The 15,512-nt window shown below is 69.7% G+C and carries 15 protein-coding genes; 14 read left to right on the top strand and 1 reads right to left on the bottom strand.

Annotated features, from left to right (window positions below; all coding sequences use genetic code 11):
* The 14 genes from O9Y01_RS08705 (at position 1) to O9Y01_RS08640 (ending at position 14,686) form a co-directional block, all read left to right on the top strand.
* The gene (locus O9Y01_RS08705; protein ID WP_269631161.1) at positions 1–1,371 is read left to right on the top strand and encodes a radical SAM/SPASM domain-containing protein; all 1,371 of its coding nucleotides are present in this window, start codon (positions 1–3) and stop codon (positions 1,369–1,371) included.
* Positions 1,372–1,373: 2 nt separating this feature from the next.
* Positions 1,374–2,135 carry a hypothetical protein gene (locus O9Y01_RS08700; protein WP_269631159.1) on the top strand — a complete coding sequence of 254 codons (762 nt, stop codon included), beginning with the start codon at positions 1,374–1,376 and terminating at the stop codon, positions 2,133–2,135.
* Between the two features lie 24 nt (positions 2,136–2,159).
* Positions 2,160–3,356 carry an efflux RND transporter periplasmic adaptor subunit gene (locus O9Y01_RS08695; RefSeq protein ID WP_269631158.1) on the top strand — a complete coding sequence of 399 codons (1,197 nt, stop codon included), beginning with the start codon at positions 2,160–2,162 and terminating at the stop codon, positions 3,354–3,356.
* 14 nt (positions 3,357–3,370) lie between these two features.
* Positions 3,371–4,090 carry an ABC transporter ATP-binding protein gene (locus tag O9Y01_RS08690; RefSeq protein WP_269631156.1) on the top strand — a complete coding sequence of 240 codons (720 nt, stop codon included), beginning with the start codon at positions 3,371–3,373 and terminating at the stop codon, positions 4,088–4,090.
* On the top strand, positions 4,087–5,301 hold the full coding sequence (locus O9Y01_RS08685; RefSeq protein WP_269631155.1) for an ABC transporter permease: 1,215 nt from the start codon (positions 4,087–4,089) through the stop codon (positions 5,299–5,301). The genes O9Y01_RS08690 and O9Y01_RS08685 overlap by 4 nt, the downstream gene beginning before the upstream one ends.
* A 126-nt stretch (positions 5,302–5,427) precedes the next feature.
* Positions 5,428–6,426 carry a hypothetical protein gene (locus O9Y01_RS08680; RefSeq protein WP_269631154.1) on the top strand — a complete coding sequence of 333 codons (999 nt, stop codon included), beginning with the start codon at positions 5,428–5,430 and terminating at the stop codon, positions 6,424–6,426.
* Between the two features lie 228 nt (positions 6,427–6,654).
* Positions 6,655–7,926: a Glu/Leu/Phe/Val family dehydrogenase gene (locus O9Y01_RS08675; RefSeq protein WP_269631153.1), complete on the top strand. Its 1,272-nt coding sequence runs from the start codon at positions 6,655–6,657 to the stop codon at positions 7,924–7,926.
* Positions 7,927–8,056: 130 nt separating this feature from the next.
* Complete coding sequence (locus O9Y01_RS08670; protein WP_269631151.1) at positions 8,057–8,272, top strand: hypothetical protein; 216 nt, start codon at positions 8,057–8,059, stop codon at positions 8,270–8,272.
* 33 nt (positions 8,273–8,305) lie between these two features.
* Entirely contained in the window at positions 8,306–9,070 is a 765-nt protein-coding gene (locus tag O9Y01_RS08665) for a hypothetical protein (protein ID WP_269631150.1), read from the top strand.
* Between the two features lie 50 nt (positions 9,071–9,120).
* The gene (locus O9Y01_RS08660) at positions 9,121–10,107 is read left to right on the top strand and encodes a KpsF/GutQ family sugar-phosphate isomerase (RefSeq protein WP_269631149.1); all 987 of its coding nucleotides are present in this window, start codon (positions 9,121–9,123) and stop codon (positions 10,105–10,107) included.
* Complete coding sequence (locus O9Y01_RS08655) at positions 10,108–10,713, top strand: KdsC family phosphatase (RefSeq protein WP_269631147.1); 606 nt, start codon at positions 10,108–10,110, stop codon at positions 10,711–10,713.
* Positions 10,714–10,744: 31 nt separating this feature from the next.
* Positions 10,745–11,422, top strand: a complete 678-nt coding sequence (gene lptC / locus O9Y01_RS08650) for an LPS export ABC transporter periplasmic protein LptC (RefSeq protein ID WP_269631146.1) — start codon at positions 10,745–10,747, stop codon at positions 11,420–11,422.
* Positions 11,423–11,439: 17 nt separating this feature from the next.
* On the top strand, positions 11,440–12,219 hold the full coding sequence (locus O9Y01_RS08645; RefSeq protein WP_269631145.1) for an SDR family oxidoreductase: 780 nt from the start codon (positions 11,440–11,442) through the stop codon (positions 12,217–12,219).
* 145 nt (positions 12,220–12,364) lie between these two features.
* Positions 12,365–14,686 carry a carbohydrate binding family 9 domain-containing protein gene (locus O9Y01_RS08640; RefSeq protein WP_269631144.1) on the top strand — a complete coding sequence of 774 codons (2,322 nt, stop codon included), beginning with the start codon at positions 12,365–12,367 and terminating at the stop codon, positions 14,684–14,686.
* Positions 14,687–14,857: 171 nt separating this feature from the next.
* On the opposite strand, the gene O9Y01_RS08635 is transcribed toward O9Y01_RS08640, so the two are convergent.
* Positions 14,858–15,322, bottom strand: a complete 465-nt coding sequence (locus tag O9Y01_RS08635) for an RNA recognition motif domain-containing protein (RefSeq protein ID WP_269631143.1) — start codon at positions 15,320–15,322, stop codon at positions 14,858–14,860.
* Positions 15,323–15,512: the final 190 nt, after the last annotated feature.

The raw sequence follows: 15,512 nt of genomic DNA, 5'->3' as shown, positions 1-15,512 counted from the left end.
ATGAGCACCACTCCCGCACTGCGCGCCAGCCGCTACCTGGCGATCAGCCCTGCCGTCGGCCGCCGCGCCTTCCGCATGGTCTATTCGACGCGCAGCGCCCGCTCCGCGCTGGTCAGCGACGAGGACTGGGCCCAGGTCCAGCAAGGCCATTGCGAGGCCCTGCCCGAGGCGCTGCGCCAGTCCCTGCTGGAGCACAAGATCCTCGTGCCAGAAGGCGAGGACGAGCAGGCCCTGGTGATCGCCCACAACAAGGCGGCCATCCGGGACGACGACATGCTCTACCTCGGTATCTCCCCCTCGGCCAACTGCCAGCTGGGCTGCGACTACTGCGGCCAGCAGCACGAGAACAAGCGCATGGACGACGAGGTCATGCAGGGCGTGATGCGCCGCGCGGAGCAGAAGCTGGCCCGCCGCCAGGGCTACCAGCACCTGCAGATCGGCTGGTTCGGCGCCGAGCCGCTGCTGGGCCTGGCCTCCATCCGCAGCCTGACGCCGCGCCTGCAGGCCCTGGCCCGCGAGCACCAGCTGGACTACAGCGCGCAGATGGCCACCAACGGCGTGGCCCTCACCCCCAAGCTCTTCTTCGAGCTGGTGGAGCAGCACCGCGTGATGGCCTTCGACATCACCCTGGACGGTGCCCGCGAGTACCACGACCGCCGCCGCGTCACCAAGGACGGCCGGCCCTCCTTCGACACCATCCTCAACAACCTGCGCGGCATTGCCGCGGATCCGCGATTTGCCGGCTGCGGCGCCTCCGTCTTCATCCGCTGCAACGTGGACACCCGCAACCACGAGGGCACGCTGGCCCTGGTCGAGGTGCTGCGCGAGCACGACCTGCTGCGCCACTTCCGCTTCTACACGGCGCCGGTGCACAGCTGGGGCAACGACGCGCACCTGGGCTCGCTGAGCCAGCAGCGCTATGCCGAGTTCGAGCTGGAGCTGATGGCCCGCCTGATCGAGGCCGGCCAGGCGCCCAGCCTGCTGCCCAAGGCGCTCAAGCCCATCGTCTGCATGAGCGTGCGCGAGGAGGCCGAGCTCATCGATCCCTACGGCGAGGCCTTCAACTGCACCGAGATCTCGCAGGTGCCGGCCTACAAGGAGGTGCGCTTCTACCGCCTGGACGATGTGCGCCAGCCTCCCGCGCCCGTCGCCCGGCCGCGCCCCTTCGCCGACTGGAACGACCGCATCCAGGCCGGGGAGGTGCCATGCCACAGCTGCCGCATCCTGCCCATCTGCGGCGGCAAGTGCCCCAAGCACTGGACGGACGGCATCTCGCCCTGCCCCTCCATCAAGCACAACATCGAATCCCGTCTCACCTTGGAGATGGTCCGCCTGAACCGCCAGGGCCGTCTCGTCAACAGGAGCCTGTGAACATGGACACCTCCCCCCTGACCCGCCGCCTGCTGTGCACCGTGCTGCTGTCCTGCGCCCTGCTGGCGCATGCCGCGCCCGCCAGCATCGAGACCGAGCCCGCCGCCAGCCTGGACGCCGTCGAGATCGCCGGCAAGCGCAGCTCGGTCATGCCCTACGCCACCTGGGCCAGCACCGTGCGCCCCATCCACGAGCTCAGCCACGGCCACATCCGCCAGGGCATGCGCCTCTTCAGCCGCGACAAGAGCACGCCCCTGCGCGTCAGCGTCTACGACGAGGACAAGGACGTGGCCATTTCCCCGACCATCGGCGAGCTCTACGTCGTGCCGCATGACCTGCCGGTGGACGTCAAGCAGGCCGACCTCACCGTCAACCGCGTCGACGGCGCCTGGGGCGTGGGCAACTTCGCCCTGGTCCCGCAGCTGGCCGGCCCCGCCTCCGACATGGGCTGGGTGCGCCAGGTGCTGCGCGAGTACCAGGCCGTCTATCGCGAGCGCTTCCCCTTCAAGTGGCGGCTGCTCTCGCGCTCGGACGCCAGCTTCGACGTCTGCTCCACCAAGGAGGACCAGGCCATCCAGGCCCGTGCCGCCGACGGCACCGAGCTGGCCACCCTGCGCCTGGACAACAAGCTCAAGGAGCACAGCCAGACCACCGGCCGCATCCTCTACTGCGCCAGCATCAAGGCTGATGCCGCCTGGGACGACAAGGTCCGCCTCACCCTGCCCGAGCACGCCGTCGCCCTGATCGGCTTCCGCCTGCTCTGAGCCCGAAACCCCAAGGAGATGAAAATGCTGAAGAACCGTCGCCGCTGGGTCGTGCTGGGCAGCGTGATCACCAGTGCCGTGCTCGCCGGCTGGGCCTGGAACAGCCAGGCCTCGAGCAACACCCGACCCTCGCCCTTCAAGTCCGCGCAGATCGATGAAGGTGCCATCACCCAGGTCATCATGGCCAATGGCAGCCTGCAGCCGGTCTCCACCGTCACCGTGGGCACGCCCGTCAGCGGCACCGTGGCGCAGCGTCTGGTCGACTTCAATGACAAGGTCGTCAAGGGTCAGGTGCTGGCCCGTCTGGACTCGGCCAACTTCGAGGCCCGCGAGCGCCAGGCCCGCGCGCAGCTGGCCTCGGCCGAAGCCCGCCTGGCCTTTGCCGAAGGCACGCTGCGCCGCAACGAGACGCTGGCGGCCCAGGGCTTCATCTCCACGCCGCAGCGCGACCAGAGCCTGCGCGAGGCCGAGGCCGCGCGCGCCGACCGCGAACTCGCCCGCGCCCAGCTGGATGCGGCCCGCACCGACCTCAACAACAGCATCATCCGCGCCCCCGTGGATGGCGTGGTCATCAAGCGCAGCATCGATGTCGGCCAGACCGTGGCCGCCAGCTTCCAGACGCCCGAGCTCTTCCTGATCGCCCGCGACCTCAACGAGATGGTGATCCAGGCCAATGTCAGCGAGGCCGACGTGGGCCAGATCCGCGAGGGCCAGAAGGTGCGCTTCCTGGTCGACGCCTTCCCGTCGCGCGAGTTCGAGGGCAGCGTGCAGCAGTTCCGCCTCAACCCCACCAACACCCAGGGCGTGGTGACCTACACGGTGATCGTCAACGTGTCGAACCCCGAGGGCCTGCTCAAGCCGGGCATGACGGCGCAGACCCGCATCGTCGTGGCCAGCAGCCCCAAGGCCCTGCGCCTGCCCACGGCCGCCCTGCGCTTCAAGCCCAATGACGACGAGCTGCCGGGCAAGGGCGGCAAGAAGGCCCCGGCCGCAGCGACGGCCAGCGCCACCTCCACCGATGACGGCGTGCTCAGCAGCCTGCGCGGCGGCGACCGCGTGTTCAAGGTCTACACCGAGGGCGCGAACCGCAAGCTGGAGGCGCGTGAGGTCACCATCGGCATCTCCAACACCCGCTACACCGAGCTGCTCAGCGGCGACCTGAAGCCGGGCGACACCGTGGTGATCCGCCGCGCCAAGGCTGACACCCGCGAGGGCGCGTGATGCTCGCCCCGGCCATGACTCCTCCGCAGCGCCCGCCCGTGCTGAGCATGCGCGGCATCCGCAAGAGCTACCGCACGGGCGACGTGCAGACGCCGGTGCTGCACGGCATCGACCTCGACGTGCAGCCCGGCGACTACGTGGCCCTGATGGGCTCCAGCGGCTCCGGCAAGAGCACGCTGATGAACCTGATGGGCCTGCTGGACCGCTGCGACGACGGTTGCTACACCCTGCAGGGCCAGGACGTCAGCGGCCTCAGCAGCACGCAGCACGCCGCCGTGCGCAACGAGCAGATCGGCTTCGTCTTCCAGAGCTTCAACCTGCTCAAGCGCATGAACGTGCTGGAGAACGTGGCCCTGCCCATGATCTATGCCGGGCGTAAGCGTGGTGAGGCCCGCGAGCGCGCCCGCCACATGCTGGACCAGGTCGGCCTGGGCGCCATGGCCTCGCGCATGCCCAACCAGCTCAGCGGCGGCCAGCAGCAGCGCGTGGCCATCGCCCGCGCGCTGGGCAACGAGGCACCCCTGCTGCTGGCCGACGAGCCCACCGGCAACCTCGACACCCAGACCACCGCCGAGGTGCTGGAAGTCTTCGACACCCTCAACCGCGAGGCGGGACTGACCATCGTGCTGGTCACGCACGAGCCGGATGTCGCCCTGAAGGCCAAGCGCTTGGTGCGGCTCAAGGACGGACTGATCGCCTTCGACGGGCGCCCTGACGAACAGGCCTACGCATGAGCCCCTTGCAGATCTTCATCGAAGCCCTCCGCGCTCTCAACGGCAACCGCCTGCGCAGCGCGCTGACCATGCTGGGCGTGGTGATCGGCATCGCCTCGGTGCTGCTGATGCTCAGCGTGGGCGACTCCGTGCGCGCCTTCATCGCCAAGGAGCTGTCGGTGCTGGGCAGCAACCAGCTGATCGTCCAGCCCGGCACGCCGGTGGACGGCGGCGTGCGCCGGCGCGCCGGCGAGGTGCCCAACCTCACCGTGGACGACGCCCGCGCGCTGGCCCAGCTGCCGAGCCTGCGCGGCGCCGCCCCGGCGCTGCAGGGCTTCTTCCAGCTGCACTATGGCGACGCCAACAGCAACCAGACGGTGCTGGGCGTGACCCCCGCGATGATGGAGCTGCGCAACTGGCAGATCGACCGTGGTGTGGCGCTGGACGAGCGCGATGTGCAGTCCGCCAACCGCGTGGTCGTGATCGGCTCCCTGCTGGCACGCAAGTACTACGCCGACCGCGACCCCCTGGGCCAGGTCGTGCGCCTGGACGGCCAGCCCTTCACCATCATCGGCGTGATGGCCGGCAAGGGCCGCACGCTGGATGGCACCGAGCTGGGCGAGCTGGTGCTGGTGCCCATCAGCGCCATGCCCCTGCGCCTGGCCCGCCCGGGCCTGGTCCACTACATCAGCCTGCAGGCCCGCAGCGCCAGCCAGATGGACGATGCCCGCCAGGACGCCGAGGAGCTGCTGCGCGACCGCCACCACATCACCGGCGACAAGAAGGACGACTTCGCGATCACCGACCTCGCCAGCATCGCCGAGACCGGCAGCGCCATCGCCCGCGGCCTCTCGGTGGGCCTGGGCGTGATCGGCGCGATCTCGCTGCTGGTGGGCGGCATCGGCATCATGAACATCATGCTGGTGAGCGTCTCGGAGCGGGTGCGCGAGATCGGCATCCGCATGGCCATCGGCGCCAAGCCGCGGGACGTGCTGTGGCAGTTCCTGGGCGAGTCCGTGGTGCTGTGCCTGATCGGCGGCCTCATCGGCCTGGGCCTGGCCGCGCTGGGCGCCCTGGGCATCAACGCGCTGGACAAGGTCGTGGTGAGCCTCTCGACCCAGCATGTGATCGTGGCCGTGGGCTTCGCCAGCCTGGTGGGCCTGTTCTTCGGCTACTACCCGGCTCGGCGGGCGTCCAAGCTGCTGCCGATCGAGTGCCTGCGGCAGGATTGAGGGCACGCTGCTGTCAGGCCTGACAGCAGCGCCGAAGCGCCCGTCTCACTAGACTCGCCGCCTCGGCGGGCACACCGGGGCACAGTGCGCCTTCCGTCCTGGTCTCCCTGACAACGGCACACGGTGATGACGCGCCTCCGCTTTCTCATGACGGTTCTCGGCCTGCTGGCGACGCTGGCCTGCAGCACGACCCTGCTTCTGTCCGTGGGGAGGGCCGAGCTGGCCCGGCTCGGCACTGCGCCGGATCCCGCCCTCCCGGGCAGGCCGGCCACCGCCGTGCGGGAGGACCGCCGTCTGGATCCGAGGCCGGCGCCCCTGCCGCCCGCCCCCGGGCTCGCCGCGCCCGCCAGCCCTGCGCCGGCGTCGGCCAGTGGCGACCCACGCCGCCACGTCGACCTCGTCCGCCGGTTTCCGGGCGGCCTGCAGACGGAGGCCCGGCTCGCCCTGCAAGCAGGCCAGTCCGGCCGGGCGTTCGAGGTGGCGCGGGAACTGTCGCGGTGCCAGTATTTCAAGGACCTGCGGGCTGGCGTTGAGCAGCGGGGGCAGCACGCCCTGCTGGCCCGGGTGCTGCCCGACACCGACCCGGCGGAGCGCGCACGGGTCGACGCCTTCTGTCAGACCGCCGGAGCCTCGGGCCCGGCGTTGATGAAACAGCTGGTGCTGCTGGCCGCCGGCCAGGGCCTCCCCGATGCCGTCTACTGGGCCTACGAGGAACAGCTGGACCCGTCTGGCGACAGTGCGCGCCTGCTGGGCCGCTGGGCCCTCGCCGGCCAGGATTTCGTCGCCCTGGGCAAGGTCCTGCTGGCAGACCGGCCGGAGGCCCTCGGCCTCACTGCCGCGGACATGAACGTGCTGCGCAAGGCGAGCGCCCTGCTCCTCGTTACGCCAGAGTACAGCGCCCGGTCGGCCTTCCGGAACCTGTTGCGCACGGCTGAGGAGGTGGCCACCTACCGGCAGGCGGGCGTCACGACCGCGCAGGCCTTCGCGCAGCTGCCGGCCGGCCTGTACCCCCCTGTCCGCTTTGCCGACCTCCAGCTCTCGCCCGCCGACGAGCAGCGCGCCCAGGCCGTCGTCGACGCCCTGGTCCGCCTGCGCCGCCAGCAGCTCAAGGCGGCCGGCGGCTGAGACGCCGGCGGACTGCCGGTTTTCGCAGCAGCCCTGGTAGCAGAGCGGTATGGGTAACTACCAGGGACGGATTGAGCAAAAATTTGCGCAAACAGGCCCTTCGGCGCAAACTTCCACCACCTATGCGTTCGCCGCATAGGCGCATGTGCACTCGGCTTTGGAATCACTGGCCGCGCGATCCGGGTTCGCGATACCGTTCGCGCCACGCTAAAGATTACGGAGCATTACATGCCCAACCTGTCCTTCGTTTCGCCCACGCGCAACAGCCCCTGGGGCACCTATCTGTCGCAAATCGACGCCGTCGAACCCTATCTGGGTCACCTGGCCCGCTGGGTCGAGACCCTGCGCCGCCCCAAGCGCGCACTGATCGTCGACATCCCCATCGAGCTGGACAACGGCACCATCGCCCACTACGAGGGCTACCGCGTGCAGCACAGCCTGACCCGCGGCCCCGGCAAGGGCGGCGTGCGCTACCACCCGGACGTCACGCTGGAAGAAGTGATGGCCCTGTCGGCCTGGATGACGGTCAAGAACGCCGCGGTGAACCTGCCCTACGGCGGCGCCAAGGGCGGCATCCGCCTGGATCCCAAGACCCTGTCCCTGAAGGAACTGGAGAAGGTGACGCGCCGCTACACCAGCGAGATCGGCATCATCATCGGCCCGCAGCAGGACATCCCGGCCCCTGACGTGAACACCAACGGCCAGATCATGGCATGGATGATGGACACGTACTCCATGAACGTCGGCGCCACCGCCACCGGCGTCGTGACCGGCAAGCCCATCCCCCTGGGTGGCTCGCTGGGCCGCGTGGCCGCCACCGGCCGCGGCGTGTTCGTGATCGGCCGTGAAGCCATGCGCCGCCTGAACGTGCCCATGGAAGGTGCCCGCATCGCCGTGCAGGGCTTCGGCAACGTGGGTTCCGTGGCCGCGAAGATGTTCGCCGCCAACGGCGCCAAGATCGTCGCCGTGCAGGACCACACCGGCACCATCCTGAATGAAAAGGGCATGGACATGGCCGACCTGCTGGACCACGTGGCCAAGACCGGCGGCGTGGGCGGCTTCAAGGGCGCCGACAAGATCGACAACGAGAACTTCTGGGACGTCAAGACCGACGTGCTGATCCCCGCGGCCCTGGAAGGCCAGATCAGCGCCGAGCGCGCCCAGCGCCTCTCGACCCGCATCGTGCTGGAAGGCGCCAACGGCCCGACCACCCCGGACGGCGACGCCGTGCTGGCCGACCGCGGCATCATCGTGGTGCCGGACGTGATCGCCAATGCCGGCGGCGTGACCGTGTCCTACTTCGAGTGGGTGCAGGACTTCTCCAGCTTCTTCTGGACCGAGGACGAGATCAACGTCCGCCTGGACCAGATCATGATCGGCGCCTTCAAGGGCATCTGGGAGACCAGCGAGAAGCACAAGATCTCGCTGCGCACCGCCGCCTTCACCGTGGCCTGCACCCGCGTGCTGCAGGCCCGCGAAGAGCGCGGTCTCTACCCCTGATCCGCAGATCCTCGTGATCCAGGCTGCCCCGGCGGCCTGCATCCCAGGCCCGCCGATGCGACAGCCGGCGGGCCTTTTTCATGCACGGCCCCGGAGCCGCTGTGGCATCATCCCGGGCATGAAAGCGCTGATGAGCCCTCTCGCCAAGGCCGTGCTGGCCGACCCGCAGGCCAAGGGCCAGTTGCGGCACTACCTGGCGCGCAAGTCCGCCATCGCCGCGCAGGCAGCCCAGTCCCCCTCGGACACCCCGGCCGCCGAGGCCCCGCTGGCCACCGTCATCGAGCTCAAGGCCGATGGCGGCCGCACCCGCAAGCTCACCCCCATCGTCGTTCCGCGCGCCGCCTGAGCGCCGGCACCCTGGACACCGTTTCCTGCGGGCATGAATTTCGCGCTGCCAACCCTGGCCGTCTTCGCCCTGCTCCTGCCCGGCTTCATCGCCCGCTCGCGCATCAAGCGCATCGAGCGGCAGTCGCTGGACTACTCCCCCTTCGGACAGATCGTCAGCGAAGCCCTGCTCTGGGCCCTGGCCCTGCACCTGCTGTGGTGCGGCCTGGCCTGGCTGCTGACGGCCTACGAGCCCCGGCCCGAGGTGCTGCTGCGGCTGCTGGGCTCGGACAACGTCCGCCAGGCTCAGTCCGTGGAGGCCATCGCCGCCATGGCCGGCCCGATCACCGCCTACCTCGGCAGCCTGCTGCTCTTCGCCTACCTGATGCCCACGGCGCTGCGCCGCCTGATCAGCCGCTGGCGTCTGGACAGCCAGCACTCCCGCCTCAGCCCCTGGCTGCGCTTTTCCGGCGCGCCCTGGTACTACCTGCTGACCGGCGCCGACTTCCCTCGCGACGAGGCGCCTGACCTCATCGCCGTCAGCGCCATCGTGAACGTCGCCGGCGAGGGCTACCTCTACACCGGCCTGCTGAGCGACTACTTCCTCGACCCCGAAGGCAAGCTCGACCGCCTGGTGCTACGCGCGGTGATGCGCCGCCCCCTGGCCGCCGACAAGCCCGTCCCGGCCGACGATGACGGCAGCCCGCTGCTCTTCACCGACCGCTTCTACGTGGTCGACGGCGACTACTTCGTGCTGCGCTACAGCGAGCTGATCACCCTCAACGTCGAGTACATCAAGCTGGCCGAACAGGCCGCCTGAAGCCCTCGCCAGGCCCTGGCCGGGCAGCCCCGGTTGTTACACTGCCGCCCATGAATGCCCCCCAGTCCTACGACGCGGCGCGAGCCATCGAGATGGCCCGCCAGGCCCTGCAGATCGAGGCCCAGGCCCTGACCGACATGCTGCCCCGCCTGGGCGAGAGCTTTGCGCAATCCGTCCAGGCCGTGCTGGCCTGCAAGGGCCGGGTGGTCGTGATGGGCATGGGCAAGAGCGGCCATGTGGGCCGCAAGATCGCCGCCACCCTGGCCTCCACCGGCACCCCCGCGATGTTCGTGCACCCCGGCGAGGCCAGCCATGGCGACCTGGGCATGGTGACCCCGCAGGACGTCGTGCTGGCGCTGTCGAACTCGGGCGAGAGCGACGAGCTCAATGCCGTGCTGCCGGTGCTCAAGCGCCTGGGCGTCTGCATCATCGCGATGACCGGCCGGGCCGAGTCCAGCCTGGCACGCCACGCCAGCCTGGTGCTGGACAGCCGCGTGGCCGTCGAGGCCTGCCCCCTGAACCTGGCGCCCACGGCGTCCACGACGGCGCAGATGGCCCTGGGCGACGCCCTGGCCGTGGCCCTGCTCGATGCCCGCGGTTTCCGCCCCGAGGACTTCGCCCGCTCGCACCCGGGCGGTGCCCTGGGCCGCAAGCTGCTGACCCATGTGCGCGACCTCATGCGCAGCGGCGAGGCCCTGCCCCGCGTCGAGCCGGACACGCCCTTCACCGACATGATGCGCGAGATGTCCGCCAAGGGCATGGGCCTGGCCATCGTGGTCGACGAGGCCGAGATCGTGCAGGGCGTCTTCACCGACGGCGACCTGCGCCGCCTCATCGAGCGCGGCACGGACCTGCGCAGCCTGCGCGCGGGCGAGGTGATGTCACTGAATCCCAAGAGCGTGCGCGCCGATGACCTCGCCGTGGACGCGGCCGACCTGATGGAAGCCGCCCGCATCACCGTGGTCCTGGTCACCGAGGAAGAGCGCCTGATCGGCGCCGTGCACATCAACGACCTGATGAGCGCGAAGGTGATCTGAATGCGCGCCATCACCACCCCCGCCCTGAGCTTCCCGCCCGAACTGCTGCTGAAGGCGCAGGGCACGGGCCTGGGCCCGAACCTGGGGATCAGGGCCGCCATCTTCGACGTCGACGGCGTGCTGACCGACGGCCGCATCTACATCGGCGAGCAGGGCGAGAGCTTCAAGGCCTTCTCCACCCTGGACGGCCACGGCCTCAAGCTGCTGGACCAGGGCGGCATCACCCCCCTCATCATCACCGGCCGTGATTCGCCCGCCGTGCGCCGCCGCGTGGCGGACCTGGGCCTGAAGCATGCGGTCTACGGCGCCAAGGACAAGCTGGCCGTCGCCGAGCCCCTGCTGGCGCAACTGGGGCTCGACTGGAGCCAGGTGGCCGCCATGGGCGACGACTGGCCCGATTTGCCTCTCATGTGTCGCGCCGCCTTTGCCTGCGCGCCGGCACAGGCGCATGCCGAGGTGCTGGCCATCGCCCATCACGTGACCCGCGCCCCCGGCGGCCACGGCGCCGCCCGCGAATGCTGCGACCTGCTGCTGATGGCCAAGGGCCGCTACGCCGGCCTGTTGCACGGGCATCTGAGCACGCTGGACGGAGGTCGCCCCGCATGAGCCGTGCCGCCCACGGGTCGAAGGCTCACCCATGAGCGCCACGAGCAGCACGCCCCTGGCGCCGCCGCCCGCGCCCGCACGCCGGCGCGAGGCGCCGCCGCTGCTGTGGCGCCTGCAGAGCCTGGTCGGCACCTACCTGCCCCTGTTGATCCTGGCCCTGCTGGCCGCCTTCACCTGGTGGCTGGTCAAGAGCACGCCCCTGCCCGAGGACGGCAGCGCCCAGCGCGTGCTGCGCCATGAGCCCGACTACCAGATGCAGGGCTTCGAGCTGCAGCGCTTCAAGCCCGACGGCACGCTGGCCCTGCAAGTCCGCGGCCGCGAGATGCGCCACTACCCGGACACCGACACCCTGGAGATCGACGGCATCGAGCTGCGCGCCCTGGGCAAGGACGGCACGTTGACCGTCGCCCAGGCCCGCCAGGCGCTGAGCAATGCCGACGCCAGCGAGATCCGCCTGCAGGGCGACGTGCTGGTGCGCCGCTATGCCCAGGCCCAGCCGGAGAACCTGCCTGCGCAGCTGGAGATCAGCGGCGAGTTCCTGCAGCTCAACCCGCCGCGCGAGCTGATGAGCTCCCACCTGCCGGTGACCCTGCGCACCGGCCAGGGCAGCTTCAGTGTGCAGTCCTTCGAATACGACAACCTCAGCGGCCAGCTGCAGTTCCATGGCCGCAGTACGGCCAGCTACCTGCCGCGGCGCAAGAGGCCCTGAGCCCTGCCCGACCTGCCATGAACCAAGCCCCCCTCGTCTACATCACCGGCGCCTCCAGCGGCCTGGGCCAGGCCATGGCCCTCGAGTTCTACCGGCAGGGCTGGCGCCTGGCCCTCGTGGCCCGCCGCACCGAGGAGATGGCGCGCTGGGCCCAGGAGCAGGGGCTGGAGGCCGCACGCTGGCGCGTCTACGGTGCAGACGTGAGCCAGGTCGAGTCCATCGTCGAGGCCGGCCGCCGCTGCATTGCCGAGCAGGGCTTGCCGGACGTGGTGATCGCCAATGCCGGCATCTCGGTGGGCATGGACAGCGCCATCTACGAGGACCTGGCCGTGATGCAGCGCCTCTACGCGACCAACAACATCGGTCTGGCCGCAACCTTCCATCCTTTCATCGCGCCCATGAATGCGCGGCGCAGCGGCAGCCTGGTGGGCATCGCCAGCGTGGCCGGCATCCGCGGACTGCCCGGCCATGCGGCGTACTGTTCCAGCAAGGCCGCGGTCATCAGCTACTGCGAGAGCCTGCGGGGCGAATGCCGCCCGTTCGGCGTGCGCGTCAGCACCATCGCCCCCGGCTACATCGACACGCCGCTGACCCGGCGCAACCGCTATCACATGCCCTTCCTGATGTCTGCTGAAAGCTTTGCCAGTGCCGCATTCCGCAGCATCCAGGCAGGCCATCGGTTCCGCGTCATCCCGTGGCAGATGGGCATGGTGGCGCGGGTTCTGCGCGTGCTGCCCGATGCGCTCTACGACCGCCTGCTGGCGGGACGTCCGCGTAAACACCGAGAAGGCGAGTAAGCCCGGCGCCACAAGCACCCCCTGCCGGCGCTCGCCTTTGCGTGCGCATGAGGCACCGGCTTCCTACACTCCGCGCGCCCGAATGGAATCCCGACGGGCACGGGAGCCTCGCGTCCAAAAACAAAGCGCGCGAGAAGGAGGAGCCATGAACAGAACTAGCCACGCGGTCGCGATGGCCTGCCTTGCCCTGCTGGGCTTGCCGCAGGCCCACGCAGACCTCCCCGACATGCCCTGGCCCAAGGCCTTGCGCGTGGACCATGCGGATGCACGGATCGATGGCCGTCTCGACGAAGCCATCTGGGCGCAGGCGCCCATCCACGACAGCTTCATCCAGCTGCAGCCGCAGGACAAGAAGCCCGCGCGCTGGCGCACCACGGTGCAGGTCGTCGCCGACAAGGACGCGCTCGTGATCGGCATCCGCTGCTACGACGAGCACCCCGAGCAGATCCGTGCGCCGCTGGTGCGCCGGGACCAGGTCAAGCGGGACCAGGACTATGTCGTCGTCTTCCTCGATCCCATGGGCCAGCGCCGCACCGCGCAGTTCGTGCGCGTGGGCGCCAATGGCGTGGTGGCCGACGGCAGCATCGCCGCGGTGGACGATGTGGAGGACTTCGCCCCCGACTTCGACGTGCAGGCCGCAGCCCAGCGGCTGCCTGACGGCTACAGCATCGAGCTGCGCTGGCCGCTGTCGACCCTGCGCTACCCCTACCAGGGCGGTGCGGACTGGCGGATGATGGTGGGACGCAGCGTCCCGCGCGATGAGAACGTCTTCCTGGTGTCCGCCCCGCTGACCCAGGACTCCCTGCACAACATCGCCGAACTGCAGCCCATCGAGGGCCTGGGAGACCTGGTGCAGACCGTGCGTGAGCGCAGCTTCGTCGAGCTGCGGCCCGAGCTGACCCTGCGCCGCCACGAGGAGCGCAGCGCCGGTGCGCCCTTCAGCCGCCAGAACGACGCCAGCCTGGGCCTCGAGCTCAAGTGGCGCCCACGCGCCGACTGGGTGGTGGACGCCACCCTGAACCCCGACTTCTCCCAGGTGGAGCTGGACGTGCCCCAGCTCACAGGCAACACCCGCTTCGCCCTGCAGCTCACCGAGAAGCGCCCCTTCTTCCTGGAGAGCCAGGACGTGACGGGCAAGGGCCAGCCGGACGACAGCGGGCAGGCGCGTGGACTGGCCGCCTTCTACTCCCGCGCCATCACCGACCCTAACTGGGGCCTGCGCGCCACCTGGCGGGGCGCCGAGGCCGAGGGCACCTTTCTCAGCCTGCGCGACAAGGGCGGCGGCAAGATCTTCCGCTCCAATGCCTACGAGACCCTCGAGCGCCTGCCCCAGCACCTGAGTTCGCAGGCCAGCTTCGCCCGCCTGCATCAGCAGTTCGACCAATGGGGCGCGGCGGGCCTGGTCTCCATCCGCGACTACGGCCTGGGCCGGCACAACTGGGTGCTGGGCAGCGATTTCCACGGCAACCTCAGCGAGCAGGCCAGCGTGCGGGGCCATGTGCTGCTGTCCAGCACCACCCTGGGCTTTGACGCCGACGACCAGCCCCTGCGCCAGTCGGCCCAGAGCGGCAGCTATGTCTGGGTCGAGGGCCGGCATCGCAGCGAGGACTGGGCCAATGCCGTCCACCTGGAACGGCTGAGCCCCCGCTTCGCCAATGACAACGGCTTCGTCAACCAGACCGGCGTGCAACGCCTCACCGCCCAGATCAACCGCCGCATGGGCAGCCAGACCCTGGGCCTGCCCGGCACGGGCATCACCTGGCCGGCTTACGAGTTCGAGTGGCAGCTCAAGCTGGCCCAGGCCAGCACCCTGGCCGACGCCGAGTTCGGCATCCCGTCCGGCCAGGTGATCGAGCGCCTGGTGCAGCCGGGTGTCTGGTTCACCTCGGCGCGCAAGTTCGAGTTCTGGGCCCATCTGGGGCTGGATGCGCAACGGGCCTCGCCCACGGGCGTCCTGCACCAGCCCCGCACGGTCAACCTGGGCTTCATCCTCAACCCCTCGCCCTGGTTCAGCCTGTTCAGCATCGACTACGAATTCGGCCGGCGGCTGGACGTCGAGGCGGACCGCCTGGGTCGTGGCCAGACGCTGGCCATCGACGCCAACTTCCGCTTCAACCTGCCGGCCCAGATGGCCCTGGAGTGGAACCAGCACCTGGGCTGGTCCGACGTGCGCGGCCCGCAGCGCCAGCGTTCGCTGCAGGAGTGGCTGGGGCAGTCCCTGGCGGTACTGCATTTCAGCGCGCAGGACTCTCTGCGCCTGATCCTTCAGCAGCGCGGCCTGAGCCGCATGCCGGACGGCTCGCTGGAGGAGGACCGCCGCCATGCCTTCACGCAATCCCTGGTCTACCAGCGCCGCCAGGGCCTCAGCAGCGCCTTCAGCGTGGGCTACACCCACACCCGCCGCCAACCCGGCGAGGCGACGCAGAAGGAGTGGTTCGCCAAGTACAGCACCGTGTTCGGCCGCTGATCGCGCCACCACGGGCCGCCGGGGCCCGCTGCGGCCCTCCGGGGCGCCTGCGATGCCCCACCCCGGGCCGAGGCCCGGCGGCAGACATCAGGACAGGCATAAAAAAAAGCACCCTCGTCGAGGGTGCTTCTCTTTGCAGGGGCTGAACAGGGTTCAGCCCTGGCCAGGCGATCAGTAGCCGCCCGAACGGCCACCGCCGTAGCCGCCGCCGCCGGAACGGCCACCGCCGTAACCGCCGCCGCCGCCACCACCGTAGCCGCCACCGCCGCCGCCGGAACGGCCACCGCCGTAACCGCCGCCGCCGCCGCCGAAGCCGCCGCCGCCGGAGCGACCGCCGCCGAAGCCACCACGGCCACCGCCGCCGCCGCCGAAGCCGCCCGGACGCTCTTCACGGGGACGGGCTTCGTTCACGACGATGGCACGGCCTTCCAGCGCCGCACCGTTCATGCCATTGATGGCGGCTTGCGCTTCGGCGTCCGAACCCATCTCCACAAAGCCGAAGCCCTTGGAGCGACCGGTTTCACGGTCCATCATGACCTTGGCGGAGGTCACCGTACCAAATTGCGAGAACGCTTCGTGGAGCGATTCGTCGCGGACGCTATAGGCCAGATTGCCTACGTAAAGCTTGTTTCCCATGGGGAAGCCCTTTCAATACCAAATAACCATGTGGAGCTTCAACCCATCGTGAACCATTCAACCGAAGGCGCTGCATCCAGACACAGGTTGCCGATTATGGGCGGAGCCTTTCTGACGGCGCAAAGCGCCCTCTGCGGACTGTTGTTTTTAGACGCCGTCTGGAAACCAGTACAAACCCTTGGTTGGGCGC

Source organism: Pelomonas sp. BJYL3, assembly GCF_027257975.1.
In the GTDB taxonomy this organism is placed as follows: Bacteria; Pseudomonadota; Gammaproteobacteria; order Burkholderiales; family Burkholderiaceae_C; genus Roseateles_B; species Roseateles_B flavus.
Note: the sequence above shows the minus strand (reverse complement) of the source record. Positions and strands in the feature narration are given on the sequence as shown.